We start from the raw sequence: 22,607 nt of genomic DNA, 5'->3' as shown, positions 1-22,607 counted from the left end.
CTCGGTGGCGCGCACCGAGGCCAGCGCCATGCACTCGGTCTCGATCCCCTCAAAATGGGCCTGACCACGGCCGCCACGCACCAGTGACTGGAGCAAAGAGACCAGGGCCGGGTGCTGCTCCGGGGTCACGTGATCGGCCTTGCTCGCCACCAGCAGCAACTTGTCGATGCGCGGAGAGAACAGGCGTCGCCACCAGTTGCTCTTGCCGTAGCTGAAGCTCTCCATGATGCGCGAGAGGGCCTGCTGCATGTCAGCAAAGCTCTCCGGGCCGGCATTGAGCGGTTGCAGACAGTCCACCAGCACGATCTGGCGATCGAACCCGGCGAAGTGCTGCTCATAAAATCCCTTCACCAGATGCTGCTTGTAGTGCTCGAAGCGCTCGCGCAGCGCCGCGTAGAGGCTGCCCGCACCACACTCCGCCCCCGGTGCCTGCCACACCCAGGGGACGAACTGCAACATGGGCGCACCGGCATACTCACCGGGCAGCACGAAGCGCCCCGGCTGGATCAGGTGCAGACCGAGTTCATCCTTGCAGCGATGCAGCCACGCCGTGTAGGCGCCCGCCACGGCGGCCACCCGCCCCTCATCGAAAGGATCCGTGGCCTGCCAGCGGGTCTCCAGCCAGTCACTGGCCAGCTCGCGCAGGGCCGGGCGCGCCAGCTGGGCACGCACCTGCTCGCTCCACAGCTCGAAGCTCAGCTCCAGCAGCGGCAGATCGAGCAGCCACTCCCCCGGGTAGTCGACAATCTCGAGATAAAGGGTGCTGTGTTCGGCCAACTGGCGACGCAGCAGGTGACGGCTCTGGTAACGCAGCTCGAGGCGGATCTCGGCCACGCCACGGGTCGCCTCGGGCCAGGCCGGCGGCTCGCCCAGCAGGGCCTGCATGCCGCGCTCATAGGCAAAGGTGGGAATGTGATGGTTGAGCTGCGGCACCCGGCGCGCACCGAGCAGCCGGCCACGGCGCACCGCCTCCCACTGGGGCAGGCGGGCATCGAGGGCCGCATGCTCAAGTTGATTCACCAGCGCCGTGATAAACGCGGTCTTGCCCGAGCGCGACAGCCCAGTCACCGCCAGGCGCACATGACGATCGAGGCCGCGGTTGACCGCATCAGTGGCCTTCTCCTGCCAGCGCCGCAGGGTATGCTCGAGGCTCATCAGAGTTTGTTGAACTCCCTTCTCAGGTTGAATTCACGGGAGGTGACCAGCCGCTCCAGGGTTTGCAGCCGCGGCTCGAGGCTCTCGAGCTCACGACTGACCCTAGCCAGCGCCTGGCGTGGCGTGCTGCCGGCCTGCCAGCTGCGCTCCTTCATCAAGATCCCGTCATCGACCAACCGCTGGGGGCGCTTGTCGAGCAGCAGCCAGGCGGCGCAGTAGGCAAAGAAGGTAATAAAGCCGGCGAAGATGAGGCCCGAGATGGCGAGCAGGCGCACGATCCAGATCTCGACCCCGAAGTAGTCGGCGAGCCCCGCACAAACGCCGGCAATCTTGCCGCGCTGGGGGTCCCGGTAGAGGCCACGCGCACGCGGCTCCTCCTGCCATGCTCCACTCATGCCTTGCTCCTCCAGCCAGGGACTTCCACATCGAGGATCGACTCGAGGGCGCTGACCCGCTCCTGCATCTTCTCGGCGCGGCTGATGAGGGCGTGCAGCTGGGCACGCTCCTCCTCGGCCAGCCCCTCACCCAACCGCCTCTTGGCGCGATAGTGGAGGATCAGCCAGATAGGCGCCACCACCACCATGAAGACCACCATGGGGATCATCAATATGCCGAGCAGTTCTTCCATCGCTTACTCCCCTTGCACCTTGTCGGATTGACCCAGCTTATTGCGCAGCGCCTCGAGTTCACGGCTGATCTGATCGTCCGCCTCGAGTTCGGCAAACTGCGCCTTGAGGGTGCGATCACCGCCGCCGATGTCGGCCTTGGCCTCCATCTCGTCGATGCGCCGCTCCATGCGTTCAAACTTGTCGACCGCGCCCGCCCCGGCGCCGCGCTCCAGGGTGCCTTGCACATTGATGCGGCTGCTGGCGGCCTCGCTTCTGATGAGCATCGCCTTCTGACGGGCACGGGCATCTTCGAGCTTGGCCTGCAACTGGCCAATCTCCTCGCCCAGCTTCTGAACGCCGGCCTCGGCCGCCGCCAGCTCACGCTCGAGGGAGGCAACCAGTTCGCTCTGCTTGCTCTTCTCGATGAGGGCGGCGCGGGCGAGATCCTCGCGCCCCTTGGTCAGGGCCAGTTCGGCCTTGCTCTGCCAGGCATCGAGCTCTTCGCGGTGGCGCGCCACCTGGCGGGCCAGATCTTTCTGGCTGGCCAGGAAGCGAGCTAGGTTGGAGCGCTCCTTGACCAGTTCATCCTCCATCTCCTGGATGATGAGGCGCACCATCTTCTGCGGGTCCTCGGCCTTGTCGAGCAGGGCGGAGAGGTTGGAGTTGATGATGTCGGCGAGACGGGAAAAAATGCCCATGATGGACTCCTTGATAGGCTCATGTGTTAACGCTACAGACACTAGAGCAAGGGCTGTGCCAAGTTGGAATTTTTGCTTAATACCTTGATTTGTCTAGCCTAACACCGTCGAATAGGTGGTGACAAATCCACCTTCGTGGTTAAATACACCAACTGTTGGCCCAAACGACCAAGGAGCATGCATGCAGCCCGCCATGGAGAGCCTGCTGGGCGAGTCCAACGCCTTCCTCGAGGTGATCGAGCAGGTATCGCGCCTCGCCCCCCTGCGCAAACCCGTTCTCATCATCGGCGAACGCGGCACAGGTAAAGAGCTGATCGCCCACCGCCTGCACTATCTCTCCCGTCGTTGGGATCAGAGTTTCATCACCCTCAACTGCGCCACCTTGAGCGAGACCCTGCTCGAGACCGAGCTGTTTGGCCACGAGGCGGGCTCCTTCACCGGCGCCGCCAAGCGCCATCAGGGCCGCTTCGAGCGGGCCGATGGCGGCAGCCTGTTCCTCGACGAGCTGGCCACCTGCTCGGTCAGGGTACAAGAGAAGCTGCTGCGCGCCATCGAGTACGGTGAATTCGAACGGGTCGGCGGCGCTAAGCCGGTCAAGGTCGACACCCGCCTCATCTGTGCCACCAACGAGGATCTGCCGCAATTGGCCAGTGATGGAAAATTTCGCCATGACCTGCTGGATCGGCTGGCCTTCGATGTCATAACCTTACCGCCCCTGCGCGAGCGCCCCGAGGATATCCTGCTGCTGGCCGAGTACTTTGCCCACGGCATGACCCGCGAGCTGGGCTTTGCCCTGTTTGCCGGCTTCACTCAGGAGGTGCGCCGGACCCTGCTCGACTACGCCTGGCCGGGCAACGTGCGTGAGCTCAAGAATGTCATCGAGCGCAGCATCTACCGGCAGGCGGCCCCGGATGCGCCGCTGGCAACCCTGGTGCTCGATCCGTTCGACTCGCCATGGCGCCCGCGTAAGCGCGCTCCCGAGGGGCCCACCACCGACGCGCCGGCCCTGCCGCTCAACTTAAAGGAGTCGGTGGCTCAGTTCGAAGTGGCGCTGATCCGGCGCGCCATGGGGAGTGCCCAGTACAATCAGCGCAAGGCGGCCGAACTGCTCGAGCTGAGTTATCACCAGTTTCGTGGCATGCTACGCAAGTGTCGATTGCAGGATGGCGACGACGCCTGATCCCTTTTCACTACACGGTTCGACCATGATCACCAACAAATACCTGCTGCTGGCCGGGGCGCTGCTACTGACAGGCTGCCAGCCTCAGGCAAAGAGTGCCGCCCAGGCGGGACTGATCTACTGCTCGGAAGGGGCACCGCAGACCTTCAATCCGCAGCTGACTAACCTCAGCACCACGCTGGATGCCGTCTCATTCCCGCTCTATGACCGGCTGCTCGAGGTCAACCCCATCACCCTGGCCATCGAGCCGGGGCTCGCCAGCCACTGGCAGATGAGCCAAGATGGCCTGACCTACACCTTTACCCTGCGCAAGGGGGTGATGTTTCACCACAACGCCGACTTTGTGCCGAGCCGCCCCCTCAATGCCGACGACGTGGTCTTCACCTTCACCCGCCTCATCGACACCCACTCCCCTTACAACCCGGTCTCCGGCGGCCGTTACCCCTATTTTCACAGCCTGGGGCTGGATCGCCTGATCACCTCGGTGCATCGTCAGGGGGAGCAGGTGGTGTTCACCCTGAGCCGCCCCAATGCCGCCTTCCTCGCCGATCTCGCCAGCGCCTATGCGGTGATCCTGTCGGCCGAGTACGGCGAGCAGCTGCTGCGCGCCGGCACCCCGGAGCAGCTCGACCGCCAGCCCATCGGCACCGGCCCCTATCGCCTCAAGGAGTACCGGGATCGCCAGTTTATCCGTTACCAGCGCCACGACGCTTACTGGAAGGGCCCGGCCCATCTGGAGCAACTGGTGTTCGACATCACGCCACGCTCGGCCAAGCGGCTGGCCAAGCTGCTGACCGGCGAGTGCGATGTGATGGGTTACCCGGCGGCCAGCCAGGTCAAGGTGATCCAGGAGCACGACGATCTGGCCCTGTCGGTGCAATCGGGCATGAACGTGGCCTTTTTGGCCCTCAACACCCGCCAGCCCCCGTTCAACGACGTGCGGGTACGGCAGGCGCTGGCCTACGCCATCAACCGGGAGAACCTGCAACAGGCGGTCTATTTCGGCACCGGCGAGGTGGCGCGCGCCCTGCTGCCCTCCCTCTCCTGGGGCTATGATCCCTCCACCGTGCTGCCCAGCCCCGATCTGGTACTGGCTCGCAAGCTGCTGGCCGAGGCCGGTCTCGGTCAGGGGTTCGAGATGACGCTGCTGCTGCAATCAGGCACCCGTCCCTACAACCCGGATCCGCGCAAGAGTGCCCAGCTGATCAGAAACGATCTGGCCGCCATCGGTGTTCGGGTCAAGATCCAGGTGCAAGAGTGGAGCGTGATGCAGCGAACCCTGGAGGCAGGCCGCTATGATGCGGTGCTGACCGGCTGGCAGGCCGACAACACCGATCCCGACAGCTTCTTTCGCCAGTTGCTCGGCTGCCACGCCATCGCCGCCGGCAGCAACGTCAGCCGCTGGTGTGATCCGGGGTTTGAGCAGCTGCTCGACGATGCGGTCAGCTCGGCGCAGATGGGCTTTCGCATCCGCAACTACTACTATGCCCAGCAGATGCTCACCAGCCAGATGCCCCTCATCCCGCTGGCCCACGCCCTGCAGACCCAGGCCAGCCGCCGCGACGTGCAAGGCCTTATCATGACGCCGCTGGGGGGCACCCTGTTTAACGGAGCCTATCGGAAATAACATGCTGCTCTATACCCTGCGCCGCATCAGCCTGCTGCTGATCACCATACTGGTGCTGACCCTGGTCGCCTACCTGCTCGAGCACCGCCTGATCCATCAGGAGGTTCCCCTGTGGGGCGGCTACGTCGATTACCTGCAGCGCCTCGCTGACGGAGATCTCGGCCTCTCCCAGGCCTCCGGCCTGCCGGTGATGTCCCTCATCGCCCTCTACTTCCCGGCCACCTTGCAGCTCTGTCTGGCGGCGTTTCTGGTCTCGCTGCTGCTGGGCATCCCCCTCGGCACCCTGGCGGCCCTCAACCAGGGGCGGTTGCTCGACATGGGGATCATGAGCGCCGGCCTGGTCGGCTACTCGGTTCCGGTCTTCTGGCTGGCGCTGCTGGCGGTCTCGTTTTTCTCCCTCGATCTCGGCTGGCTCCCTTCATCGGGGCAGCTCAACCTGCTCTACGACGTGCCGCCACTCACCGGCGCGCCACTGCTCGATATCCTGCTCTTCCCTGCCCCCTGGCAGCACGCCGCCCTGCTCGACGCCCTGCGCCACATGGTGCTGCCCACCCTGGTGCTGGCCATCGTGCCGACCGCCGAGGTGATCCGCCACGTGCGCAGCTCCCTCATCGTGGTGATGAAGCAGAACTACGTGAAGGCTGCCGCCAGCCGCGGCATGTCGCGCCCGGCCATCGTCTGGCGCCACGGGCTCAAGAATGCCCTGCCCCCCATCATCCCCTTGCTCGGCTTGCAATTTGGCAGCGTGCTCACCTCGGCCATGGTGACCGAGGTGATCTTCGACTGGCCCGGCATCGGCCGCTGGCTGGTCAGCAGCATCGCCGTGCAGGACTACGCCGCCATTCAGGGAGGCACCCTGGTGGTCGCCAGTTTCGTCATTCTCGCCAGTGTCACGACCGAGCTACTGACGACCCTGTTCTATCCGGTGCGCCGCAAGGAGCTGTATGCAAGATAATCTCTACCCGGAGCTGAAGATCCTCTCGCCGCTGGAGCAGACCTGGGCCTCATTTCGCCGCAACCCGCTGGCCATGGTCGGCTTCTGGAGCCTGCTGGCCCTGCTGGCTCTCACCTGCATCGGTCCCTGGGTGCTTCCCTACGGCATCGATCAGCAGCACAGCAACGCCCTGCTGATGCCCCCCTCCTGGTCGAGCAAGGGGAGCATCGACTTCTTCCTCGGCACCGACGATCTGGGCCGCGACATCCTCTCGCGCCTGCTGCTTGGCGCCCGCCTCACCTTCGGCAGTGCCCTGCTGGCGGTGATCATCGCCCTGCTGGCCGGCACCGCCATCGGTATCCTCGGCGGCATGAGCCGCGGGCTCAAATCGAGCGTGCTGCACCACCTGCTCGACACCATTCTCTCCATCCCCTCCCTGCTGCTCGCCATCATCATGGTGGCGATACTGGGGCCGGGCCTTGGCAATACCCTGATCGCCATCACCCTGGCGCTCATCCCCCAGTTCATCCGCGCGACCTACCACGCGGTGCATGCCGAGATGCAAAAGGAGTACATCATCGCCAGCCAGCTCGACGGCTCGCCGCGGCTGCGCATCATGCGCCTCGCCGTGCTGCCCAACATTGTCGACACCCTGGTGACCCAGACCACCCGCGCCCTCTCGGCCGCTATTTTGGACATCGCCGCCGTGGGCTTTCTCGGCCTCGGCGCCCAGTCGCCCCAGCCCGAGTGGGGCGCCATGCTCGCCGAGTCGAGCGATCTGGTCTATCTCGCCCCCTGGACCGTGACCCTGCCCGGCGTCGCCATCTTCTTTAGCGTGCTGGTCACCAACCTGGTGGGCGAAGGGATCCGCGAAGCCCTGAAAGAGGGGGATGACTGATGCCACTGCTCGACATTCGCAACCTCACCATCGAGATCGAAAGCTCGCAAGGCAAGGTCAAGGTGGTGGACAAGGTGAGCCTGACCCTGGCCGAGGGGGAGATCCGCGGTCTGGTCGGTGAGTCCGGCTCGGGCAAGAGCCTGATCGCCAAGGTGATCATGGGGCTTGAGAAGGATAACTGGACGGTGCGGGCCGATCGCATGCGCTTTAACGATCAGGATCTGCTGATCATGGAGCCACGGGCACGGCGCAAGCTGCTCGGCCGCGAGATCGCCATGATCTTCCAAGACCCGGTAAGCAGCCTCGACCCTTCCGAACTCATCGGGGCCCAGCTTGAGGAGGCGATCCCGACCCGCGCCTTCCAAGGCCGCATCTGGCAGCGCTTCCAGTGGCGCAAGAAGCAGGCTATCGCCCTGCTGCACCGGGTCGGCATCAAGGATCACCGTAAGGTGATGCACGCCTATCCCCATGAGCTCTCCGATGGCATCTGCCAGAAGGTGATGATCGCCATGGCGATCGCCAACCAGCCGCGCCTGCTGGTGGCCGACGAGCCGACCAGCAGTATGGAGGCCACCGCCCAGTCACAGGTGCTGCGCCTGCTCGACAAGATGAACAAGCTGGGCAACACCACCATTTTGCTCATCAGTAACGACATCGCCGCCATCGCCAACCTGACCGACAACATCAACGTCATGTATTGCGGCCAGATGGTCGAGATCGGCACCCGCGAACAGATCCTGACCAACCCGCACCACCCCTACACCGATGCCCTGCTCAAATCGAGCCTGGATCTCGACGAGTTGGTGCGCCACAAGTCGCGTCTGCACGCCCTGCCCGGCGTCATTCCTCCGCTGCAACACCTGCCCATCGGCTGCCGGCTGGGGCCCCGCTGCCCCTACGCCCAGAAGCAGTGCGTGACCACGCCGGGCATGACCAAGCTCAAGGGGCACCAGTTCAGCTGCCACTTCCCCCTGAACCTCGAGGAGAACAAGAAGTGAGCGACTCCACTCCGCTGTTGCAGGTGCGCGGCCTGAGCAAGACCTTCCACAACCGCATCGGTCTGCTGCGCCGCCAGAAGGTCGATGCGGTGCGCTCTGTCTCGTTCGATCTGGAGGTGGGCCAGACCCTGGCCATCGTCGGTGAGGCGGGCTCGGGCAAGAGCACCCTGGCGCGCATTCTGGCCGGCGTCATCGCGCCGAGTGATGGCGAGATCCGCATCAGTGGTGAGCGGATGGTGCATGGCGACTATCAGACCCGCTGCAAACTGCTGCGCATGATCTTTCAAGACCCCAGCTCTTCGCTGAACCCCAAACTCCGGGTCGGGCGGATCCTCGAGACACCGCTACGCCTCAACACGGCATTGAGTCCAGAGGAGCGTGAAGAGCGGGTGATGGCGGCGCTGCGCATGGTGGGGCTGCTGCCCGATCACGCCCTCTTCTACCCCTCCATGTTGGCCGCCGGCCAGAAACAGCGGGTCGCGCTGGCCCGCGCCGTCATCCTCAACCCGCTCATCGTGGTGGCCGATGAAACCCTGGCCACCCTCGACGTCTCGATGCGCTCGCAGATGATCAACTTGCTGCTCGAGATGCAGGAGAACATGGGGCTGAGCTACATCATGGTGGCCAACGATCTGGGCGTGGTGAGTCACATCAGTGACGAGGTGCTGGTCATGCATGAGGGGCGCGTGGTGGAGCGCGGCAAGACGTTGCAGGTCTTCACCGACCCCCAGCACGACGTGACCAAACGCCTCATCTCCAACTACGACAACGAGTACCGGCGTTAAGGGTCATGACCTAACAAAGAAGGCTGCCAAAAGGCAGCCTTCTTTGTTATCGATGCGAAAAAAAACCCGGCTGGGCCGGGTTTAGTGAAAAACACAAATTGAGTCGCTCGTAGTAGGAACAGCGCCTAGATTAGAGATCGCCTTTCTCATCAACAACTGTCAGATCTAACAGGAATACCGCTATGGAAACGGAACTGGGGATCCGGCGTGTTGATGAGCTCGGCCTCCACTAGGCCAATGAAGTGTACGCGCTCCTCGATCGCTTCGCCGGCAAATTGTGCGGCCAGGGCCAGATAGTCCTGATAATGGCGCGCCTCGGAGCGCAGCAGCGAGACATAGAAGCGCCCCAGCTCCTCATCCAGATGGGGCGCCAGCTTGGCAAAACGCTCGCAGGAGCGCGCCTCAATATAGGCACCGATGATCAGCTTGTCGACGATGGTGGCGGGCTCGTGGGTGCGCACATGGGCCAGCAGGCCACGGGCATAACGCGAGGCACTCACCGGGCCGTATTCGATGCCACGGGCCGTCATGAGCTCAAGCACCTGCTCGAAGTGGTGCAGCTCCTCTTGAATGAGCCTGACCATGGGAAAGAGCAGCGGGTTGCGCTCCAGCTCGGCGAACACGCTGCGATCGCCCTCCCCCATGGTGCGCTTGCCAAGCACCTGCGCCTTCTCCGGGATCGCGTCCAGCTCGCGGTAGAAATCGAGCTTGGGCAGCAGGTGGCGCTTGCCCTTGGGCAAGCAGTAGCGGCGCACCAGGCTGTGGGCGGTCATGGCCGCCTTGGTTTCACAGTTGGCGTGATCGATGAGCAGCACCGGCAGGCTCTCGGGGCGGCGGGCCAGCGCGATCCACTCATCCGGGGTTTCACAGTGCAGGAACGCCCTCACCGGGGCCAGTAACGCGTCCATCGTCATCGCAAGGCTCATCTTGGCGGAATCAATCGGGGCGCTATCCTAACGGATCGCGCCGGCTCGGCCAATAAAAACGGGAGCCCCGAGGCTCCCGCTGTCACATCCAAAGAGAGGCGAAACGTTTAACTGCCCTCGTTGAAGATCTCCAGGTTGCTGGAGTCCTGCCACTCCCGCACCGCCTTGCTGTCATCGTTGCGCATGGCGTTGAGGTGATCCAGGTAGTGCTGATCCACGTCAGAGGTGACGTACTCGCCGTTGAACACCGAGGTCTCGAAGTGGCGCAGCTCCGGGTTGAGTTCGCGCACCGCCTCCTGCAAATCCTCCAGATCCTGGAAGATGAGGCCATCGGCACCGATCAGGGCACAGATCTCCTCCACCTCGCGGCCATGGGCGATCAGCTCGTTGGCCACCGGCATGTCGATGCCGTAGACGTTGGGGAAGCGGATCTCCGGGGCGGCGGAGGCAAAGTAGACCTTGGCGGCGCCGGCATCGCGGGCCATCTGGATGATCTGCTCCGAGGTGGTGCCACGCACAATGGAATCATCGACCAGCAGCACCTTCTTGCCCTTGAACTCAGAGCTGATGGCGTTGAGCTTGCGACGTACCGACTGCTTGCGCTGGGTCTGGCCCGGCATGATGAAGGTGCGACCGATGTAGCGGTTCTTCACGAAGCCCTGGCGATAAGGCAGGCCGAGACGCTGGGCAATCTCGAGGGCGATGTCGCAGGAGGTCTCGGGAATGGGGATCACCACGTCGATGTCGAGCTCTTCCCACTCACGGGCGATCTTCTCACCGAGCTTACGGCCCATGTTGACCCGGGCGGCATAGACAGAGACCTTGTCGATGAAGGAGTCAGGGCGGGCAAAGTAGACGTATTCGAAGATGCAGGGGTTGTGTTGGGGTGTCTCGCTGCACTGCAGGGTGAACAGCTGGCCCTGCTCGGTGATGTAGACCGCCTCACCCGGCGCCACGTCACGCACCACCTCGAAGCCACTCACGTCGATGGCGACGCTCTCGGAGGCCACCATGTACTCGACCTGCCCCCGCTCGTCGCTACGACGGCCGAGGATCAGCGGACGAATGCCGTTGGGATCGCGAAACGCCAGCAGACCGTGGCCGATGATGAGGGTCACCACGGCGTAGGCGCCGCGCACCTGGGCATGGGTGCGGCGCACGGCGGTGAAGATATCCTCCGGTTGCAGCACCTCTTTGCCCAGCAGATCCAGCTCGTGAGCCAGGACGTTGAGCAACACCTCGGAATCAGAGGTGGTGTTGATATGGCGGCGAGCCCGCTTGAACTGCTCTTCCTTCAACGCCCGGGCATTGGTCAGGTTGCCGTTGTGGGCCAGCGCCAGGCCGTAGGGAGAGTTCACATAGAAGGGTTGCGCCTCGGCGGCACTGGAGCTGCCGGCGGTGGGATAACGCACATGGCCGATCCCCATGTTGCCCTTGAGCCGCTGCATGTGGCGAACCTCAAACACATCCTTCACCAGCCCGTTGGCCTTGCGTTGGCGGAAGTTACCCTCGTCGATGGTCACGATTCCAGCCGCGTCCTGGCCCCTGTGCTGCAACACCGTCAAGGCGTCGTAGAGGGCCTGGTTGACGGGAGTGGTGCCTACTATACCAACAATGCCACACATGTCCTTGCTACCTCGAAGTCACTATACGTGTTGAAGAAAACTCGATGAGTTCTGCATGAACCCGAAAAACCACTCGATCACCGGACGGAACTCGGGGATAAAGCGTGACGCTTTCCACCAGTCGCTCTGATCCAGTGTCGTGAGAAGATCGATGAAAAACAGCAGGGCGCTGATGATAAGCACGCCGCGGATGGCGCCAAAGCAGATGCCAAGCACCCGGTCGGTACCGGAGAGGCCGGTCTTTTCCACCAGCATGCCGATGACGTAGTTCACCACGCCGCCCAGGATCAGGGTGGCGATGAACAGGGCGGCGATGGCGACCCCGTTTTGCACCAGCGGATCGCTGAAGGTGGTGATGTAAACGGCGAGATCGGGGTAGAAGCGGCTGGCGACAAAGAAGGCGACAAACCAGGTAATAAGAGAGGTCGCCTCTTTCACAAAGCCACGTACCAGGCTGATGAGAGAGGAGAAAGCGATGATGCCGAGGATGGCGTAATCAATCCAGACCATAGAAAACAGCTGTCCTTCGAAATTGCGGCGCAGTCTAACAAAAACGATTGCGCATTGCTTGAGAAAGTTACGTTAATTCACGAAAGTGGCCACAACGGCCGGCGTCACCCGGAAGAAAAACGGTTGAGTGACGCCAAAATGACAAAGCCATGGCAATGCCATGGCTTTGTCTCTCCCGACCGGCCTTAGCCGATGTGAGTCATGCCGCCCAGGTAGGGGCGCAGCACTTCCGGGATCTCGATGCGGCCGTCGGCCTGCTGGTAGTTTTCCATCACCGCCACCAGGGTACGGCCCACCGCCAGCCCCGACCCGTTCAGGGTATGGATGAGCTGCGGCTTGCCGCCGATGCGCACCCGGGCCTGCATACGGCGGGCCTGGAAGTCGGTGCAGTTGGAGACCGACGAGATCTCGCGGTAGGTGTTCTGAGCCGGCAGCCACACCTCGAGGTCATAGGTCTTGGCGGCGCAAAAACCCATATCGCCGGTGGAGAGGGCCATCACGCGGTACGGCAGGTTCAGCAGTTGCAGCACCTTCTCGGCGTGACCGGTCATCTCCTCGAGCGCCTCCCAGGACTTCTCCGGGTGCACCAGCTGCACCATCTCGACCTTGTCGAACTGGTGCATGCGGATGAGACCGCGGGTGTCACGCCCGTAGGAGCCCGCCTCGGAGCGGAAGCAGGGGCTGTGGGCGGTCATCTTGATGGGCAGCTCCTGCTCATCGAAGATCTCGTCGCGGGCCGTGTTGGTCAGCGGCACCTCGGAGGTCGGGATCAGCGAGAACTTGCGCAGGGTGCCTTCCAGCTCCCCTTCCCCGCCGATACCGGTGTTGAAGAGATCCTCGGAGAACTTGGGCAGCTGGCCGGTGCCGTACAGGCTGTCCGGGTTGACCAGATAGGGCACGTAGCATTCGGTGTAGCCGTGCTGCTGGGTGTGCAGATCCAGCATGAACTGGGCCAGCGCGCGGTGCAGGCGGGCAATCTGGCCACGCATCACCACGAAGCGGGCGCCGGAGAGCTTGACGCCATTGGCAAAATCAACGCCCTTGAGCCCTTCCCCGATGTCCACATGATCGCGCACCGGGAAGTCAAACTCGCGCGGGGTGCCCCAACGGCGCACTTCCACGTTATCGTCCTCGTCGCGGCCCACCGGAGTGGTGTCGCTCGGCAGGTTGGGGATGGTGTCGGCGATGGCCTTGATCTCACCCAGCAGGGCGTCGAGCTTGACCTTGCAGGCATCCAGCTCGTCGTTGATCTTGGTCACTTCGGCCTTGAGCGGAGCGACATCCTCACCACGGCGAGCGGCCTCACCGATGGACTTGGAGCGGGCATTGCGCTCTGCCTGCAGCTCCTGGGTACGGGACTGCAGATCCTTGCGTTGTTCTTCCAGTGCGGTCAGTGCAGCGACGTCCAGCGTGTAGCCACGGGTGGCCAAACGGGTCGCTGCTTCCTCGATATCGCCACGCAAATATTTGGGATCCAGCATTGTTTATCCTACTTGTCATAAAAACGGGATCCGGGCCAGGGCGCGCCAGGCCAGACAGATCCGCAGTGGGTTCAATCCAAGCGCCCTGCGGGAGAAAGCAGCCTTGCAGGGCAGTAAAAACAGTGTATCAGCAGCAACCTTACCGGAACAGCGGCTATTTACCGCGTTTGCGCGAACTTTGTGCATCCAGATCCCGCAGATAGTCGAGTTTCTGCGCAATCTTGATCTCCATGCCGCGCTCGGTGGGTTGGTAGTAGCGCCGCCCCGCCAGCTCGGGGGGAAAATACTCCTCCCCGGCGGCATAGGCGCCCGGCTCGTCATGGGCGTAACGATACTCGGCGCCGTAACCGAGCTCGCTCATCAATGTGGTCGGCGCGTTGCGCAGGTGCGGCGGCACCTCGAAATCGGGCAGGGATTTGGCGTCGCTCAGCGCCGCCTTCCAGGCGGTGTAAACGGCGTTGCTCTTGGGGGCGCAGGCGAGGTAGACGATCGCCTGGGCAATCGCCCGTTCCCCTTCAGCCGGCCCGATCCGGTGAAAGCAGTCCCAGGCCGAGAGGGCCACCTGCATGGCGCGCGGATCGGCGTTGCCCACGTCCTCCGAGGCGATGGCCAGCAGGCGCCGGGCGATGTAGAGGGGGTCACACCCCGCGCTCACCATGCGGGCATACCAGTAGAGCGCCGCATCCGGGGCTGAGCCACGGATCGACTTGTGCACCGCCGAGATGAGGTCATAGAAGTGATCGCCACGGTTATCGAAGCGGGCGATGTGCTCCCCCACCACGGCCGAGAGCAGGCTGGCGTCGATCACCTTGCTGCCCCCCTCACCCGGCTCGGCCATGTCGGCCAGCAGCTCCAGGTAGTTGAGCGCCTTGCGTCCGTCCCCGTCTACCACCCGCGCCAGCGCCTCCTTGGCCCCCGGCGCGAAGGTGAGCGCCGGATCATTGAGGCCGCGCGTATCCTGCATCGCCTGCTCGATCATGGCGAGGATGTCCTCCTCCTCCAACCGCTTGAGCAGGTAGACCCGGGCGCGCGAGAGCAGCGCGTTGTTGAGCTCGAACGAGGGGTTTTCGGTGGTGGCCCCGATGAAGGTGATGGTGCCGTCTTCGATGTGGGGCAAAAACACATCCTGCTGGCTCTTGTTGAAGCGGTGCACCTCATCGACAAACAAAATGGTGCGCACCCCGCGCCAGCCGTTCTCCTTGGCCTTGTCGATGGCGGCGCGCACCTCCTTGATGCCGGAGGTGACCGCCGAGACCCGCTCGACCTCTGCGTTGCAGTAGTGGGCGGCCAGCTCGGCCAGGGTGGTCTTGCCGGTGCCGGGCGGCCCCCACAGGATCATGGAGTGGCAGTGGCCGCTCTTGAGCGCCTTGTAGAGCGGCTTGTCGGGGCCGAGGATGTGACGCTGGCCTATGTACTGCTCCAGCGTCTGTGGCCGCATCCGTGCGGCCAGGGGACGAAAGTCGGAATCGGAGGCGAAATCGAGAGTGAGATTGCTCATGGGCCGCCTCAGCGCCGCTGGTCGTCGAGCTCGGCGCCCTTGGGCAGCGTGAAGGTAAACTCATTGCCCTTGAGGGCCGGCTGGCGGTTGAAGTTGCTCAAGTGAAACTCGCTCCACTGCCCCTGGGCCTCTTTGACGTCGAAACGGCTGATGTTGTTCTGCCGATCGAAGGTGACCCGGAACGAGGCGATAAGCTCGCTCTGGTTACGGCTCGACACGGTGAAGACATCCCCTTGACGGGTCACATCGTAATTCTTCCAGAAGCGATCGTCGGTGCCCGAGATGAGGATGAAGGGGGTGTTGACCACCGCATCCTTGAGGGTCATGGCGGTCGCCTGCTCGACAAACGGGTCCCACAACCAGACGTCTTTACCGTCGGAGACGATCAGACTCTCGTCCGGCGAGGTGGTGTGCCAGTTGAAGCGGTTGGGACGCGACACCACCAGCTCACCGGCCGCCTTTTGCAACTCCTGCCCCTTGACGTCGAACACGGTCTGCTCGAAGTGGGCGGAGAAGAGCTTAACCTCGGCCAGCTTCTGCTTGAGCTGGTCGGCCGCACCGGCGGCCCAGGATTGACCGCTGGCCAGCAGCAGCAGGGATCCCATCAAAACGGCTTTTTTCATGGTGTGCTCTCTTGTAAATGGCCAGCCCGAAGGCTGGCCTGAGGTTAATCGTGAACTCAATCGCGCATCGGTGCCGGGGCCAGCACATCGCGCTGACCATTGCTGCCGGGGGAACTGACGATGCCCTGATCCTGCATCTGATCGATGATGCGGGCGGCGCGGTTGTAACCGATCTTAAACTTGCGCTGCACGCTGGAGGTCGAGCCGCGACGCGATTCGACCACGAAGGCCACCGCCTCGTCGAACAGGGGATCGAGTTCATCATCCCCGCCGCCGCCAAACTCGCCTGCACTCCCCTCGCCGCTCTCGCCGGAGAGGATCTCTTCGATGTAGTTGGGTTCACCGCGCTGCTTCCAGTCGGCCACCACCTTGTGCACCTCGTGGTCATCGACGAAGGCGCCGTGCACCCGCACAGGATCTGAGGTCCCGGCCGGCATGTAGAGCATGTCACCCATGCCGAGCAGGGATTCGGCGCCGCCCTGATCGAGGATGGTGCGGGAATCGATCTTGCTCGATACCTGGAACGAGATCCGGGTCGGGATGTTGGCCTTGATGAGGCCGGTGATGACATCGACCGAGGGACGCTGGGTGGCGAGGATCAGGTGGATACCGGCCGCCCGCGCCTTCTGGGCGATCCGGGCGATCAGCTCTTCGACCTTCTTGCCGACGATCATCATCATGTCGGCGAACTCGTCGACCACCACCACGATGTGCGGCAGCTTCTCAAGCTCTGGGGGCATCTCGTCCATCGAGTCGCCCGGGCGCCACAGGGGGTCGAGCAGCGGATCGCCTTCGTCGATGGCGGCCTGAACCTTGGCGTTGTAGCCCTTGAGGTTACGCACCCCGACCGCCGACATCAGCTTGTAGCGGCGCTCCATCTCACCCACACACCAGCGCAGGGCGTTGGCGGCGTCCTTCATGTCGGTCACCACCTCGGTCAGCAGATGCGGGATCCCCTCATAAACCGACAGCTCCAGCATCTTGGGGTCGATCATGATGAAACGCAGCTCGTCGGGCGAGGCCTTGTAGAGCATGGAGAGGATCATGGTGTTGACCCCCACCGACTTACCCGAGCCGGTGGTACCGGCCACCAGCAAGTGCGGCATCTTGGCCAGATTTACCACCACCGGCGAGCCGGCGATATCCTGACCGAGCACCATGGTGAGCGGGTTTTCGCTCTCGCTAAACCCAGGGCAGTCGAGCACTTCACGCAAATAGACGGTCTGGCGCACCCGGTTGGGCAGCTCTAGGCCGACGAAGGTCTTGCCCGGAATCACCTCGACCACCCGTACGCTGCTGGCCGAGAGGGAGCGGGCCAGATCGCGCGACAGGTTGGTGATCTTGCTCGCCTTCATGCCAGGGGCGAGGTCGAGCTCGAAGCGGGTGATGACCGGGCCCGGATAGACACCGACCACCTTGGCCTGCACGTTGTAGTCGGCCAGCTTCGCCTCCACCAGACGGGCCATGCGCTCGAGCTCGTCGTTGCTCATGGACTGGGTCTTGGCGGGCGGACGATCGAGCAGATCGAGGGAGGGCAGCGGCGGCAGGCTCGCCACCCGCTTGGGTTTGGGCTTGAGGGCCGAGGCGCGCAGGGGGGCAGCCGGACGGGCCGGCTCGCTCTCTTCCCCCGCCCACGGCATGTCGTCGAGATCATCATCCTCGAAGGCATCCTCATCCAGCTCGGCAGCGCGGCGGGCCGGAGCAGCCTTACGCGGCGCCGGGATCTCGTCCTCGTCGTCGTCAAAATCCGGCTCGAACTGGAAGGTATCTTCATCCAGCTCGGGCAGCACATCGGCCTTGCGCTTGCGTGCCGGACGCGACATGGACAGACGCGGTGCCAGCTCATCCTCGTCTTCCGGGGTCAGGGTCACCCCGCCTGCGTCGAGCAGGGGATCGGGCCCCTCCTCACGCGGATCGCGGCGCCAGCCGCCGTTCAGCCATTGGCCGAGCCGCATCGGGAAGGTATAGATGCCGGTGACGGTGCCGATGGCGGTGGCGCCGATGCGCTCGACGATGGTGAGCCAGGACCAGCCGGTGAACATGGTCACGCCGGTAGCCACGAAGCACAGCAGCATCAGGTTGGCGCCGACCCGGCCAAACAGCGGGATCACCGCCGAGGCGATCACATCCCCCACCAGACCACCGGCCGAGAAGTTGTGCAGATCGTTGAAGTTCATGCTGCCGATGGCGGACATGCCGAGCACAGTCAGCACGAAGCCGACGATGCGCACCCCTAAGGTGAGGTAGTCCACATCGAGCAGACGCTTGGGCTTCCACAAGAGACCCCAGCCCAACAGGACCAGCAGAAACGGCACCAGATAGGAGAAGACACCGAAGGTGAACATGGTGATATCGGCCAGCCAGGAGCCGGTTGCTCCCGCCAGGTTATGCACCTCACCCTCCCAGGCCGTCTGGGACCAGCCGGGATCGGCAGGGTTGTAACTGAGCAGGGCCAGCATGAGAAACGCGGCCGCGATCGTGATAGCGATCAGCACAGCCTCAGAAATGCGCTGGATGCCTGAAAGGGGAGTAAAAATCTGCGGTTTGACGGCCAAACTCCGGCTCCTTTGTCATCGTCATAATGTCCGGGGCGCCTAGTATCTCTGAAACAGCACCGTCCTGTCAGCACCCCCGCCTGACGACAGAAGAAGAAACGAGCGGACCAGCCGCTCGTTTCATTCACTTTACTCGGGTCGACAGGACTAACGAGTGCTGATCACCAACCGGCTGCTCTGTTTGACCTCTTCCATCACCACGTAGGTGCGGGTGTCGTTGACGCCGGGCAGGCGCAGCAGGGTTTCCCCCAGCAGACGACGGTAAGCGGACATGTCGCTTACCCGGGTCTTGAGCAGATAGTCGAAGTCACCGGAGACCAGATGGCACTCCTGGATCTCTTCGAGTACCTGTACCGCCTTGTTGAACTGCTCGAACACATCCGGCGCGCCGCGATTGAGGGTGATCTCGACGAACACCAGCAGGGAAGCATCCAGAAAATGCGGATTGAGAATGGCGGCGTAGCCTTCGATATAACCCTGTCGCTCTAGACGACGCACCCGCTCAAGGCAAGGCGTAGGGCTCAGTCCCACTCGCTTGGACAACTCAACGTTCGAAATTCTGCCATCCTTTTGCAGCTCATTCAGAATGTTGCGGTCGATCCTGTCCAAGTCCTTTAGTCGACTCTTAACTTCCATCATTTATTCCATCCTTAGGCTATTTTTTGGTAAGAATCACTAACGATTTTATAATAATGAACACAAATCCTGTCAACTCCCACATACACTTGGCGAAAATGCCGCTGAAATAACCCGCAACATAAAACACCAATCACGTGAGGGACAACATGATAATCGGTGTACCCAGGGAAATAAAAAACCATGAATACCGCGTAGGCATGGTTCCGGCCAGTGTACGTGAACTGACTGCCAGAGGCCATAGTGTTTTGTCGAAAGCCGCGCCGGCCTTGGCATCGGCTGTCGTGACGAGGACTACCTGGCCGCCGGTGCAGGGGTACTTGACTCCGCTGCCGAGCTATTCAGTCGCAGCGAGATGATCGTCAAGGTCAAAGAGCCCCAACCAGCAGAACGCGCCATGTTGCGCAAAGGGCAGATCCTCTTTACCTACCTGCACCTCGCCCCCGATCGGCCGCAAACCGACGATCTCATCCGCAGCGGCGCCATCTGCATCGCCTATGAGACGGTCACCGACGAGCGCGGTGGCCTTCCCCTGCTGGCCCCCATGTCGGAGGTGGCCGGTCGCATGGCGATGCAGGCCGGCGCGCTGGCGCTGGAAAAATCCCGCGGTGGTCGCGGCGTGCTGCTCGGGGGCGTTCCCGGTGTCGAGCCGGCCAAGGTGGTGATCCTCGGGGGCGGCGTGGTCGGCGCCAATGCGGCGCGCATCGCCATCGGCATGCGGGCCGACGTGACCGTGCTCGATCGCAGCATCGAGGCGTTGCGCCAGCTTGATCGCGAGTTTCAGGGGCGCGCCCGCCTGCTCTATGCCACCAGCGAGGCGATCGAGCAGCAGGTGCTGACGGCCGATCTGGTGATCGGCGCCGTGCTGATCCCGGGCGCAGCTGCGCCGAAACTTGTCACCCGTGGTCACATCAGCCGCATGAAGCCGGGCTCAGCCGTCGTCGATGTCGCCATTGATCAAGGCGGCTGTGTCGAGACCTCGCGCCCCACCACCCACGAAGATCCCACCTACCTGGTCGATGGCGTGGTGCACTACTGCGTGGCCAACATGCCGGGCGCGGTGGCGCGTACCTCCACCTTTGCCCTCAACAACGCCACCCTGCCCTACATCATCACCCTGGCCAATCAGGGCTGGCGGGCGGCGCTCAAGGGCGATCCCCATCTGATGAACGGCCTCAATGTGCTGGAAGGGCACCTCACCTGCAAGGAGGTGGCCGAGGCGCACGGGCTGGAGTACCGCGATCCCCACCTGCTGCTGGCCTGATAGCCACCATGGCGCCGCGTATCGGGCCCGTGAAGGGCCCGAGTTATTTTCACTCCCCCTTGCCCCACCCCTGCGGCCACTTGTAACCGGCAAAACGCCCCTTGGCATAAGCGCGAAATGCCGCCGAGTTATAGGCTGCGGCCACGTCCTTGGCGAAGGACTTCTCTTTGTCCTCGCTGCGCACCACTACCCAGTTGATGAAGGTGTAGCCCCGCTCGAGAAACAGCCCGCTCTGGAACGGGATACCGCTTGAGGCGGCGAAGTTGCCATTGATGACGACAAAATCCACATCCTCGCGTGCTCGTGGCAACTGGGCCGCCTCCAGCAGCACCCACTTCAACCCGTGGGGATTGGCAACCACGTCGAACTCGCTCGCCTTGAGCGGATCGATCCCCTCTTTTAGCCTCAGCCAGCCGAGATCTTGCAGCAGGAGCAGGGCACGGGCCTGATTGCTGGGATCGTTTGGCAGCGCCACCGAGCTCCCCTGCGCCAGCTCAGTAAGCCGCTGCTTCTTCCCGGCATAGAGCCCCATCGGGCCTGTGGGCACCTGAGTGAGCGGGGTCAAAGAGAGACCGCGCTCCGTGGCAAAGCGCTCGAGATAAGGCTTGTGCTGAAAGCAGTTCACATCGAGAGATCCATCGGCCAGCGCAAGATTGGGGGAGACATAGTCGGTGAACTCCACCAGCTTGACCCTGTATCCCTTGGCCTCCAGTTGTGGCTTGACGGCATCGTTCACCATGTCGGCGAAATCCCCCACCGTGGTGCCGATCACTATCTCGCGTTTGGCCGGCTCCACGGCCCACAGCATCTGCGGCAGTAAGGCCATCGCCAGGGAGAGGGCCAAGAGGGAACGACGCTTCATCACAACACTCCTTGTTCCGATTAACTCACATTAGCCATTTAGCCATCTAAACATCCTTACGGCAAATTATCAGAGTTCATCCCTGCCTGCCAAGCATAAAATCGGGCGAACGCCCACTTGAGCTTGCGAAATGGCTCACCTCTGCCCCGCCCTCTCACGCAGCCACAACCCTCTCTTTCCTACCGCCCGCTTCACCCCTGCCTTAGGATGGGTGGTCAAAGGCTGACAGCGCCGGGGCTCCAATGAGCCTCAGGCGGGAACGATGGAGGGAGATCATCATGCTCAACCGAGCACAAACCGGCCTGCTGGTCGTGGACATACAGGGCAAACTGGCGCGGCAAGTCGAGCAGAGCGAGCGACTCATCGCGCGCAGCGCACTGCTGATAGAGGGGGCCAACATACTGGATCTGCCGCTCATCTGGCTGGAGCAGGCCCCGGAGAAACTCGGCCCAACGGTCGAGGAGCTGCGCCCCCTGATGCAAGAGCCGGCCTACGCCAAGTTCACCTTCAGCGGCCTGCGCACGCCGGCCATCGCAGACGCCATCGCCCGCAGCGGCGTGCAGCACTGGCTGGTGTGCGGCATCGAGGCCCATATCTGCGTCTACCAGAGCGCCCGGGATCTGCTGGCGCGCGGGGCGAGCGTGTCGCTGGTGTGCGATGCGATCAGTGCCCGACACCCGATGGATAACGCGGTGGCGCTGCAACAGCTCACCGCGCTGGGGGCCCAGCTCACCACGGCAGAGATGGCCCTCTACGAGCTGCTGGAAGATAGCCGTGATCCGGCGTTTCGCCGCGTGCTGGCACGGGTGCGCTGAGCCCGCCTCTTGGCGCCAACGCCGAAAGAGCGCACGAGAAACGGAAGTGGATCAAGGCGGTATACCGCAAAATGCGAGACACTCTGAGCCCTTATCGAACGGCGAAGGAGTTCCCCATGCGCGCACTGCTGCTCCTGACCCTGCTGGTCGCCCCCGCCTGGGGGGCGCCGCAGGCCAGTCACCCGGCCAAGGAGAGCGACAAGGTCATCACCGAGCGGCTCATTAGAGAGTCGATTGCCGCCTATCCGGGCAACTGTCCCTGCCCCTACAGCCAGATGCGCAACGGACGGCGCTGTGGCAAGCGCAGCGCCTGGAGCCGGCCGGGGGGCGAGGCGCCGCTCTGCTACCCCGAGGATGTCAAGGCTCGGAGGATGGCGACCGAGCGCCGGCGCTGAGCGCTTCGTCCGACTCCCTCAGCGCCTGCTGGCGATAGCGCTCGATCAGCCCCTGCGCCTTCATGGTGCGCAGCATCGCGGCCAATGCCGGCAGCAGGGCCTGATGGCGGCGATTGAGATAGGCGTAGGTGGCGCTGTGCTCCATCACCCCTGCCTGATAGATGGCGGCAAACTCGAGCGGATGGCGCTGTTTGAGCGCCTCCACCACCAGCGCCTGCTCCACATAGAGATCGCTGCGCCCGAGCAGCAGCTTGCGCAGCCCCTGCTCTGGGGTGGCCACATCGAACAGACGATCGCGCGCCAACACCCCGTTTAAACGCATCTCCGGCTGACGGGCTCCACGGCGAAACTCCACCCGATAATGGCTGCCGCTCAGGCTCTGCCAGCCGGCCAGGTGCACACCGGGAAGGCTCGCATAGGCCGCATAAGTGGTGTGAAAGTGCGGCTCGGGCACCCGCAGCAGGGTGTCGGTTTGCAGCGCGTAGTCGGCCCCCCTGTGGATCTCCCCGTCGACCCGCCCCTGCTCGGCCAGCC

The 22,607-nt window shown here is 63.3% G+C and carries 22 protein-coding genes and 1 pseudogene; 9 read left to right on the top strand and 14 right to left on the bottom strand.

Annotated elements, in window-relative coordinates:
* The 4 genes from BN1134_RS18085 to pspA form a co-directional block, all read right to left on the bottom strand.
* A partial coding sequence (locus BN1134_RS18085; RefSeq protein WP_042048903.1) for a YcjX family GTP-binding protein occupies positions 1-1,155 on the bottom strand: 1,155 nt, incomplete at its 3' end.
* Positions 1,155-1,550: an envelope stress response membrane protein PspC gene (pspC, locus tag BN1134_RS18080; protein WP_042048901.1), complete on the bottom strand. Its 396-nt coding sequence runs from the start codon at positions 1,548-1,550 to the stop codon at positions 1,155-1,157. The genes pspC and BN1134_RS18085, both read right to left, overlap by 1 nt.
* Entirely contained in the window at positions 1,547-1,783 is a 237-nt protein-coding gene (gene pspB, locus BN1134_RS18075; protein WP_042048899.1) for an envelope stress response membrane protein PspB, read from the bottom strand. Before pspB ends, pspC begins: the two co-directional genes overlap by 4 nt.
* 3 nt (positions 1,784-1,786) lie before the next feature.
* On the bottom strand, positions 1,787-2,461 hold the full coding sequence (gene pspA / locus BN1134_RS18070; protein WP_042048898.1) for a phage shock protein PspA: 675 nt from the start codon (positions 2,459-2,461) through the stop codon (positions 1,787-1,789).
* A 181-nt stretch (positions 2,462-2,642) separates the two neighbouring features.
* Between pspA and pspF the strand changes: the two genes are divergently transcribed.
* Genes pspF through BN1134_RS18040 form a run of 6 tightly spaced genes read left to right on the top strand, consistent with a single transcriptional unit; the run spans position 2,643 to position 8,883 of the window.
* Entirely contained in the window at positions 2,643-3,641 is a 999-nt protein-coding gene (gene pspF, locus BN1134_RS18065) for a phage shock protein operon transcriptional activator (RefSeq protein WP_042048897.1), read from the top strand.
* A 25-nt stretch (positions 3,642-3,666) separates the two neighbouring features.
* Positions 3,667-5,268: an ABC transporter substrate-binding protein SapA gene (sapA, locus tag BN1134_RS18060; RefSeq protein ID WP_042048896.1), complete on the top strand. Its 1,602-nt coding sequence runs from the start codon at positions 3,667-3,669 to the stop codon at positions 5,266-5,268.
* 1 nt (position 5,269) lies between these two features.
* Positions 5,270-6,223: an ABC transporter permease gene (locus BN1134_RS18055; protein ID WP_042048895.1), complete on the top strand. Its 954-nt coding sequence runs from the start codon at positions 5,270-5,272 to the stop codon at positions 6,221-6,223.
* Positions 6,213-7,100: a putrescine export ABC transporter permease SapC gene (gene sapC, locus BN1134_RS18050; protein ID WP_042048894.1), complete on the top strand. Its 888-nt coding sequence runs from the start codon at positions 6,213-6,215 to the stop codon at positions 7,098-7,100. Before BN1134_RS18055 ends, sapC begins: the two co-directional genes overlap by 11 nt.
* The gene (locus BN1134_RS18045; protein WP_042048893.1) at positions 7,100-8,098 is read left to right on the top strand and encodes a peptide ABC transporter ATP-binding protein; all 999 of its coding nucleotides are present in this window, start codon (positions 7,100-7,102) and stop codon (positions 8,096-8,098) included. Before sapC ends, BN1134_RS18045 begins: the two co-directional genes overlap by 1 nt.
* A complete protein-coding gene (locus tag BN1134_RS18040; protein ID WP_042048892.1) occupies positions 8,095-8,883 on the top strand; it encodes a peptide ABC transporter ATP-binding protein in 789 nt (262 codons plus the stop codon). The genes BN1134_RS18045 and BN1134_RS18040 overlap by 4 nt, the downstream gene beginning before the upstream one ends.
* A gap of 149 nt (positions 8,884-9,032) precedes the next feature.
* Here BN1134_RS18040 and miaE read toward each other — a convergent pair whose 3' ends face one another.
* From miaE to lrp, 8 genes are all read right to left on the bottom strand, one after another.
* Positions 9,033-9,791: a tRNA isopentenyl-2-thiomethyl-A-37 hydroxylase MiaE gene (gene miaE, locus BN1134_RS18035; RefSeq protein WP_042048906.1), complete on the bottom strand. Its 759-nt coding sequence runs from the start codon at positions 9,789-9,791 to the stop codon at positions 9,033-9,035.
* 125 nt (positions 9,792-9,916) lie between these two features.
* Complete coding sequence (gene purF, locus BN1134_RS18030) at positions 9,917-11,434, bottom strand: amidophosphoribosyltransferase (protein WP_042048891.1); 1,518 nt, start codon at positions 11,432-11,434, stop codon at positions 9,917-9,919.
* A 21-nt stretch (positions 11,435-11,455) separates the two neighbouring features.
* On the bottom strand, positions 11,456-11,944 hold the full coding sequence (locus BN1134_RS18025) for a CvpA family protein (protein ID WP_042048890.1): 489 nt from the start codon (positions 11,942-11,944) through the stop codon (positions 11,456-11,458).
* 185 nt (positions 11,945-12,129) lie between these two features.
* A complete protein-coding gene (gene serS / locus BN1134_RS18020; RefSeq protein ID WP_042048889.1) occupies positions 12,130-13,425 on the bottom strand; it encodes a serine--tRNA ligase in 1,296 nt (431 codons plus the stop codon).
* A gap of 154 nt (positions 13,426-13,579) precedes the next feature.
* Positions 13,580-14,923 (bottom strand): replication-associated recombination protein A, encoded by a 1,344-nt coding sequence (locus tag BN1134_RS18015; RefSeq protein ID WP_042048888.1) that lies wholly within the window; start codon positions 14,921-14,923, stop codon positions 13,580-13,582.
* Between the two features lie 8 nt (positions 14,924-14,931).
* A complete protein-coding gene (gene lolA, locus BN1134_RS18010; protein WP_042048887.1) occupies positions 14,932-15,546 on the bottom strand; it encodes an outer membrane lipoprotein periplasmic chaperone LolA in 615 nt (204 codons plus the stop codon).
* A 56-nt stretch (positions 15,547-15,602) separates the two neighbouring features.
* Positions 15,603-18,101 carry a DNA translocase FtsK gene (locus tag BN1134_RS18005; RefSeq protein WP_042048886.1) on the bottom strand — a complete coding sequence of 833 codons (2,499 nt, stop codon included), beginning with the start codon at positions 18,099-18,101 and terminating at the stop codon, positions 15,603-15,605.
* A gap of 147 nt (positions 18,102-18,248) precedes the next feature.
* Positions 18,249-18,740 (bottom strand): leucine-responsive transcriptional regulator Lrp, encoded by a 492-nt coding sequence (gene lrp / locus BN1134_RS18000; protein WP_005363787.1) that lies wholly within the window; start codon positions 18,738-18,740, stop codon positions 18,249-18,251.
* A gap of 146 nt (positions 18,741-18,886) precedes the next feature.
* On the opposite strand from lrp, the pseudogene ald reads away from it, so the two are divergent.
* Positions 18,887-20,001, top strand: a pseudogene (gene ald, locus BN1134_RS17995) (alanine dehydrogenase).
* 49 nt (positions 20,002-20,050) lie between these two features.
* Here ald and BN1134_RS17990 read toward each other — a convergent pair.
* Positions 20,051-20,863: a MetQ/NlpA family ABC transporter substrate-binding protein gene (locus tag BN1134_RS17990; RefSeq protein WP_042048885.1), complete on the bottom strand. Its 813-nt coding sequence runs from the start codon at positions 20,861-20,863 to the stop codon at positions 20,051-20,053.
* 278 nt (positions 20,864-21,141) lie between these two features.
* On the opposite strand from BN1134_RS17990, the gene BN1134_RS17985 reads away from it, so the two are divergent.
* Positions 21,142-21,678: an isochorismatase family protein gene (locus tag BN1134_RS17985; protein WP_042048884.1), complete on the top strand. Its 537-nt coding sequence runs from the start codon at positions 21,142-21,144 to the stop codon at positions 21,676-21,678.
* A 116-nt stretch (positions 21,679-21,794) separates the two neighbouring features.
* The gene (locus BN1134_RS17980) at positions 21,795-22,073 is read left to right on the top strand and encodes a hypothetical protein (RefSeq protein ID WP_042048882.1); all 279 of its coding nucleotides are present in this window, start codon (positions 21,795-21,797) and stop codon (positions 22,071-22,073) included.
* Here the strand turns inward: BN1134_RS17980 and BN1134_RS20100 are convergent.
* A partial coding sequence (locus BN1134_RS20100) for a hypothetical protein (protein ID WP_042048881.1) occupies positions 22,036-22,607 on the bottom strand: 572 nt, incomplete at its 5' end. The two genes, BN1134_RS17980 and BN1134_RS20100, sit on opposite strands and share 38 nt — an antisense overlap.

The sequence above is a fragment of the Aeromonas simiae genome, from assembly GCF_000820125.1.
GTDB lineage: Bacteria > Pseudomonadota > Gammaproteobacteria > Enterobacterales > Aeromonadaceae > Aeromonas > Aeromonas simiae.
Note: the sequence above shows the minus strand (reverse complement) of the source record. Positions and strands in the feature narration are given on the sequence as shown.

Bases quoted from the DNA above. Each gene is read 5' to 3' on its own strand.
- BN1134_RS18025 (WP_042048890.1), bottom strand. From the start codon at position 11,944: ATGGTCTGGATTGATTACGCCATCCTCGGCATCATCGCTTTCTCCTCT.
- pspB (WP_042048899.1), bottom strand. From the start codon at position 1,783: ATGGAAGAACTGCTCGGCATATTGATGATCCCCATGGTGGTCTTCATG.
- pspA (WP_042048898.1), bottom strand. From the start codon at position 2,461: ATGGGCATTTTTTCCCGTCTCGCCGACATCATCAACTCCAACCTCTCC.
- sapA (WP_042048896.1), top strand. From the start codon at position 3,667: ATGATCACCAACAAATACCTGCTGCTGGCCGGGGCGCTGCTACTGACA.
- serS (WP_042048889.1), bottom strand. From the start codon at position 13,425: ATGCTGGATCCCAAATATTTGCGTGGCGATATCGAGGAAGCAGCGACC.
- miaE (WP_042048906.1), bottom strand. From the start codon at position 9,791: ATGGACGCGTTACTGGCCCCGGTGAGGGCGTTCCTGCACTGTGAAACC.
- BN1134_RS18015 (WP_042048888.1), bottom strand. From the start codon at position 14,923: ATGAGCAATCTCACTCTCGATTTCGCCTCCGATTCCGACTTTCGTCCC.
- purF (WP_042048891.1), bottom strand. From the start codon at position 11,434: ATGTGTGGCATTGTTGGTATAGTAGGCACCACTCCCGTCAACCAGGCC.
- BN1134_RS18055 (WP_042048895.1), top strand. From the start codon at position 5,270: ATGCTGCTCTATACCCTGCGCCGCATCAGCCTGCTGCTGATCACCATA.
- pspC (WP_042048901.1), bottom strand. From the start codon at position 1,550: ATGAGTGGAGCATGGCAGGAGGAGCCGCGTGCGCGTGGCCTCTACCGG.
- sapC (WP_042048894.1), top strand. From the start codon at position 6,213: ATGCAAGATAATCTCTACCCGGAGCTGAAGATCCTCTCGCCGCTGGAG.
- lrp (WP_005363787.1), bottom strand. From the start codon at position 18,740: ATGATGGAAGTTAAGAGTCGACTAAAGGACTTGGACAGGATCGACCGC.
- BN1134_RS18045 (WP_042048893.1), top strand. From the start codon at position 7,100: ATGCCACTGCTCGACATTCGCAACCTCACCATCGAGATCGAAAGCTCG.
- BN1134_RS17990 (WP_042048885.1), bottom strand. From the start codon at position 20,863: ATGAAGCGTCGTTCCCTCTTGGCCCTCTCCCTGGCGATGGCCTTACTG.
- lolA (WP_042048887.1), bottom strand. From the start codon at position 15,546: ATGAAAAAAGCCGTTTTGATGGGATCCCTGCTGCTGCTGGCCAGCGGT.
- pspF (WP_042048897.1), top strand. From the start codon at position 2,643: ATGCAGCCCGCCATGGAGAGCCTGCTGGGCGAGTCCAACGCCTTCCTC.
- BN1134_RS17985 (WP_042048884.1), top strand. From the start codon at position 21,142: ATGCTCAACCGAGCACAAACCGGCCTGCTGGTCGTGGACATACAGGGC.
- BN1134_RS17980 (WP_042048882.1), top strand. From the start codon at position 21,795: ATGCGCGCACTGCTGCTCCTGACCCTGCTGGTCGCCCCCGCCTGGGGG.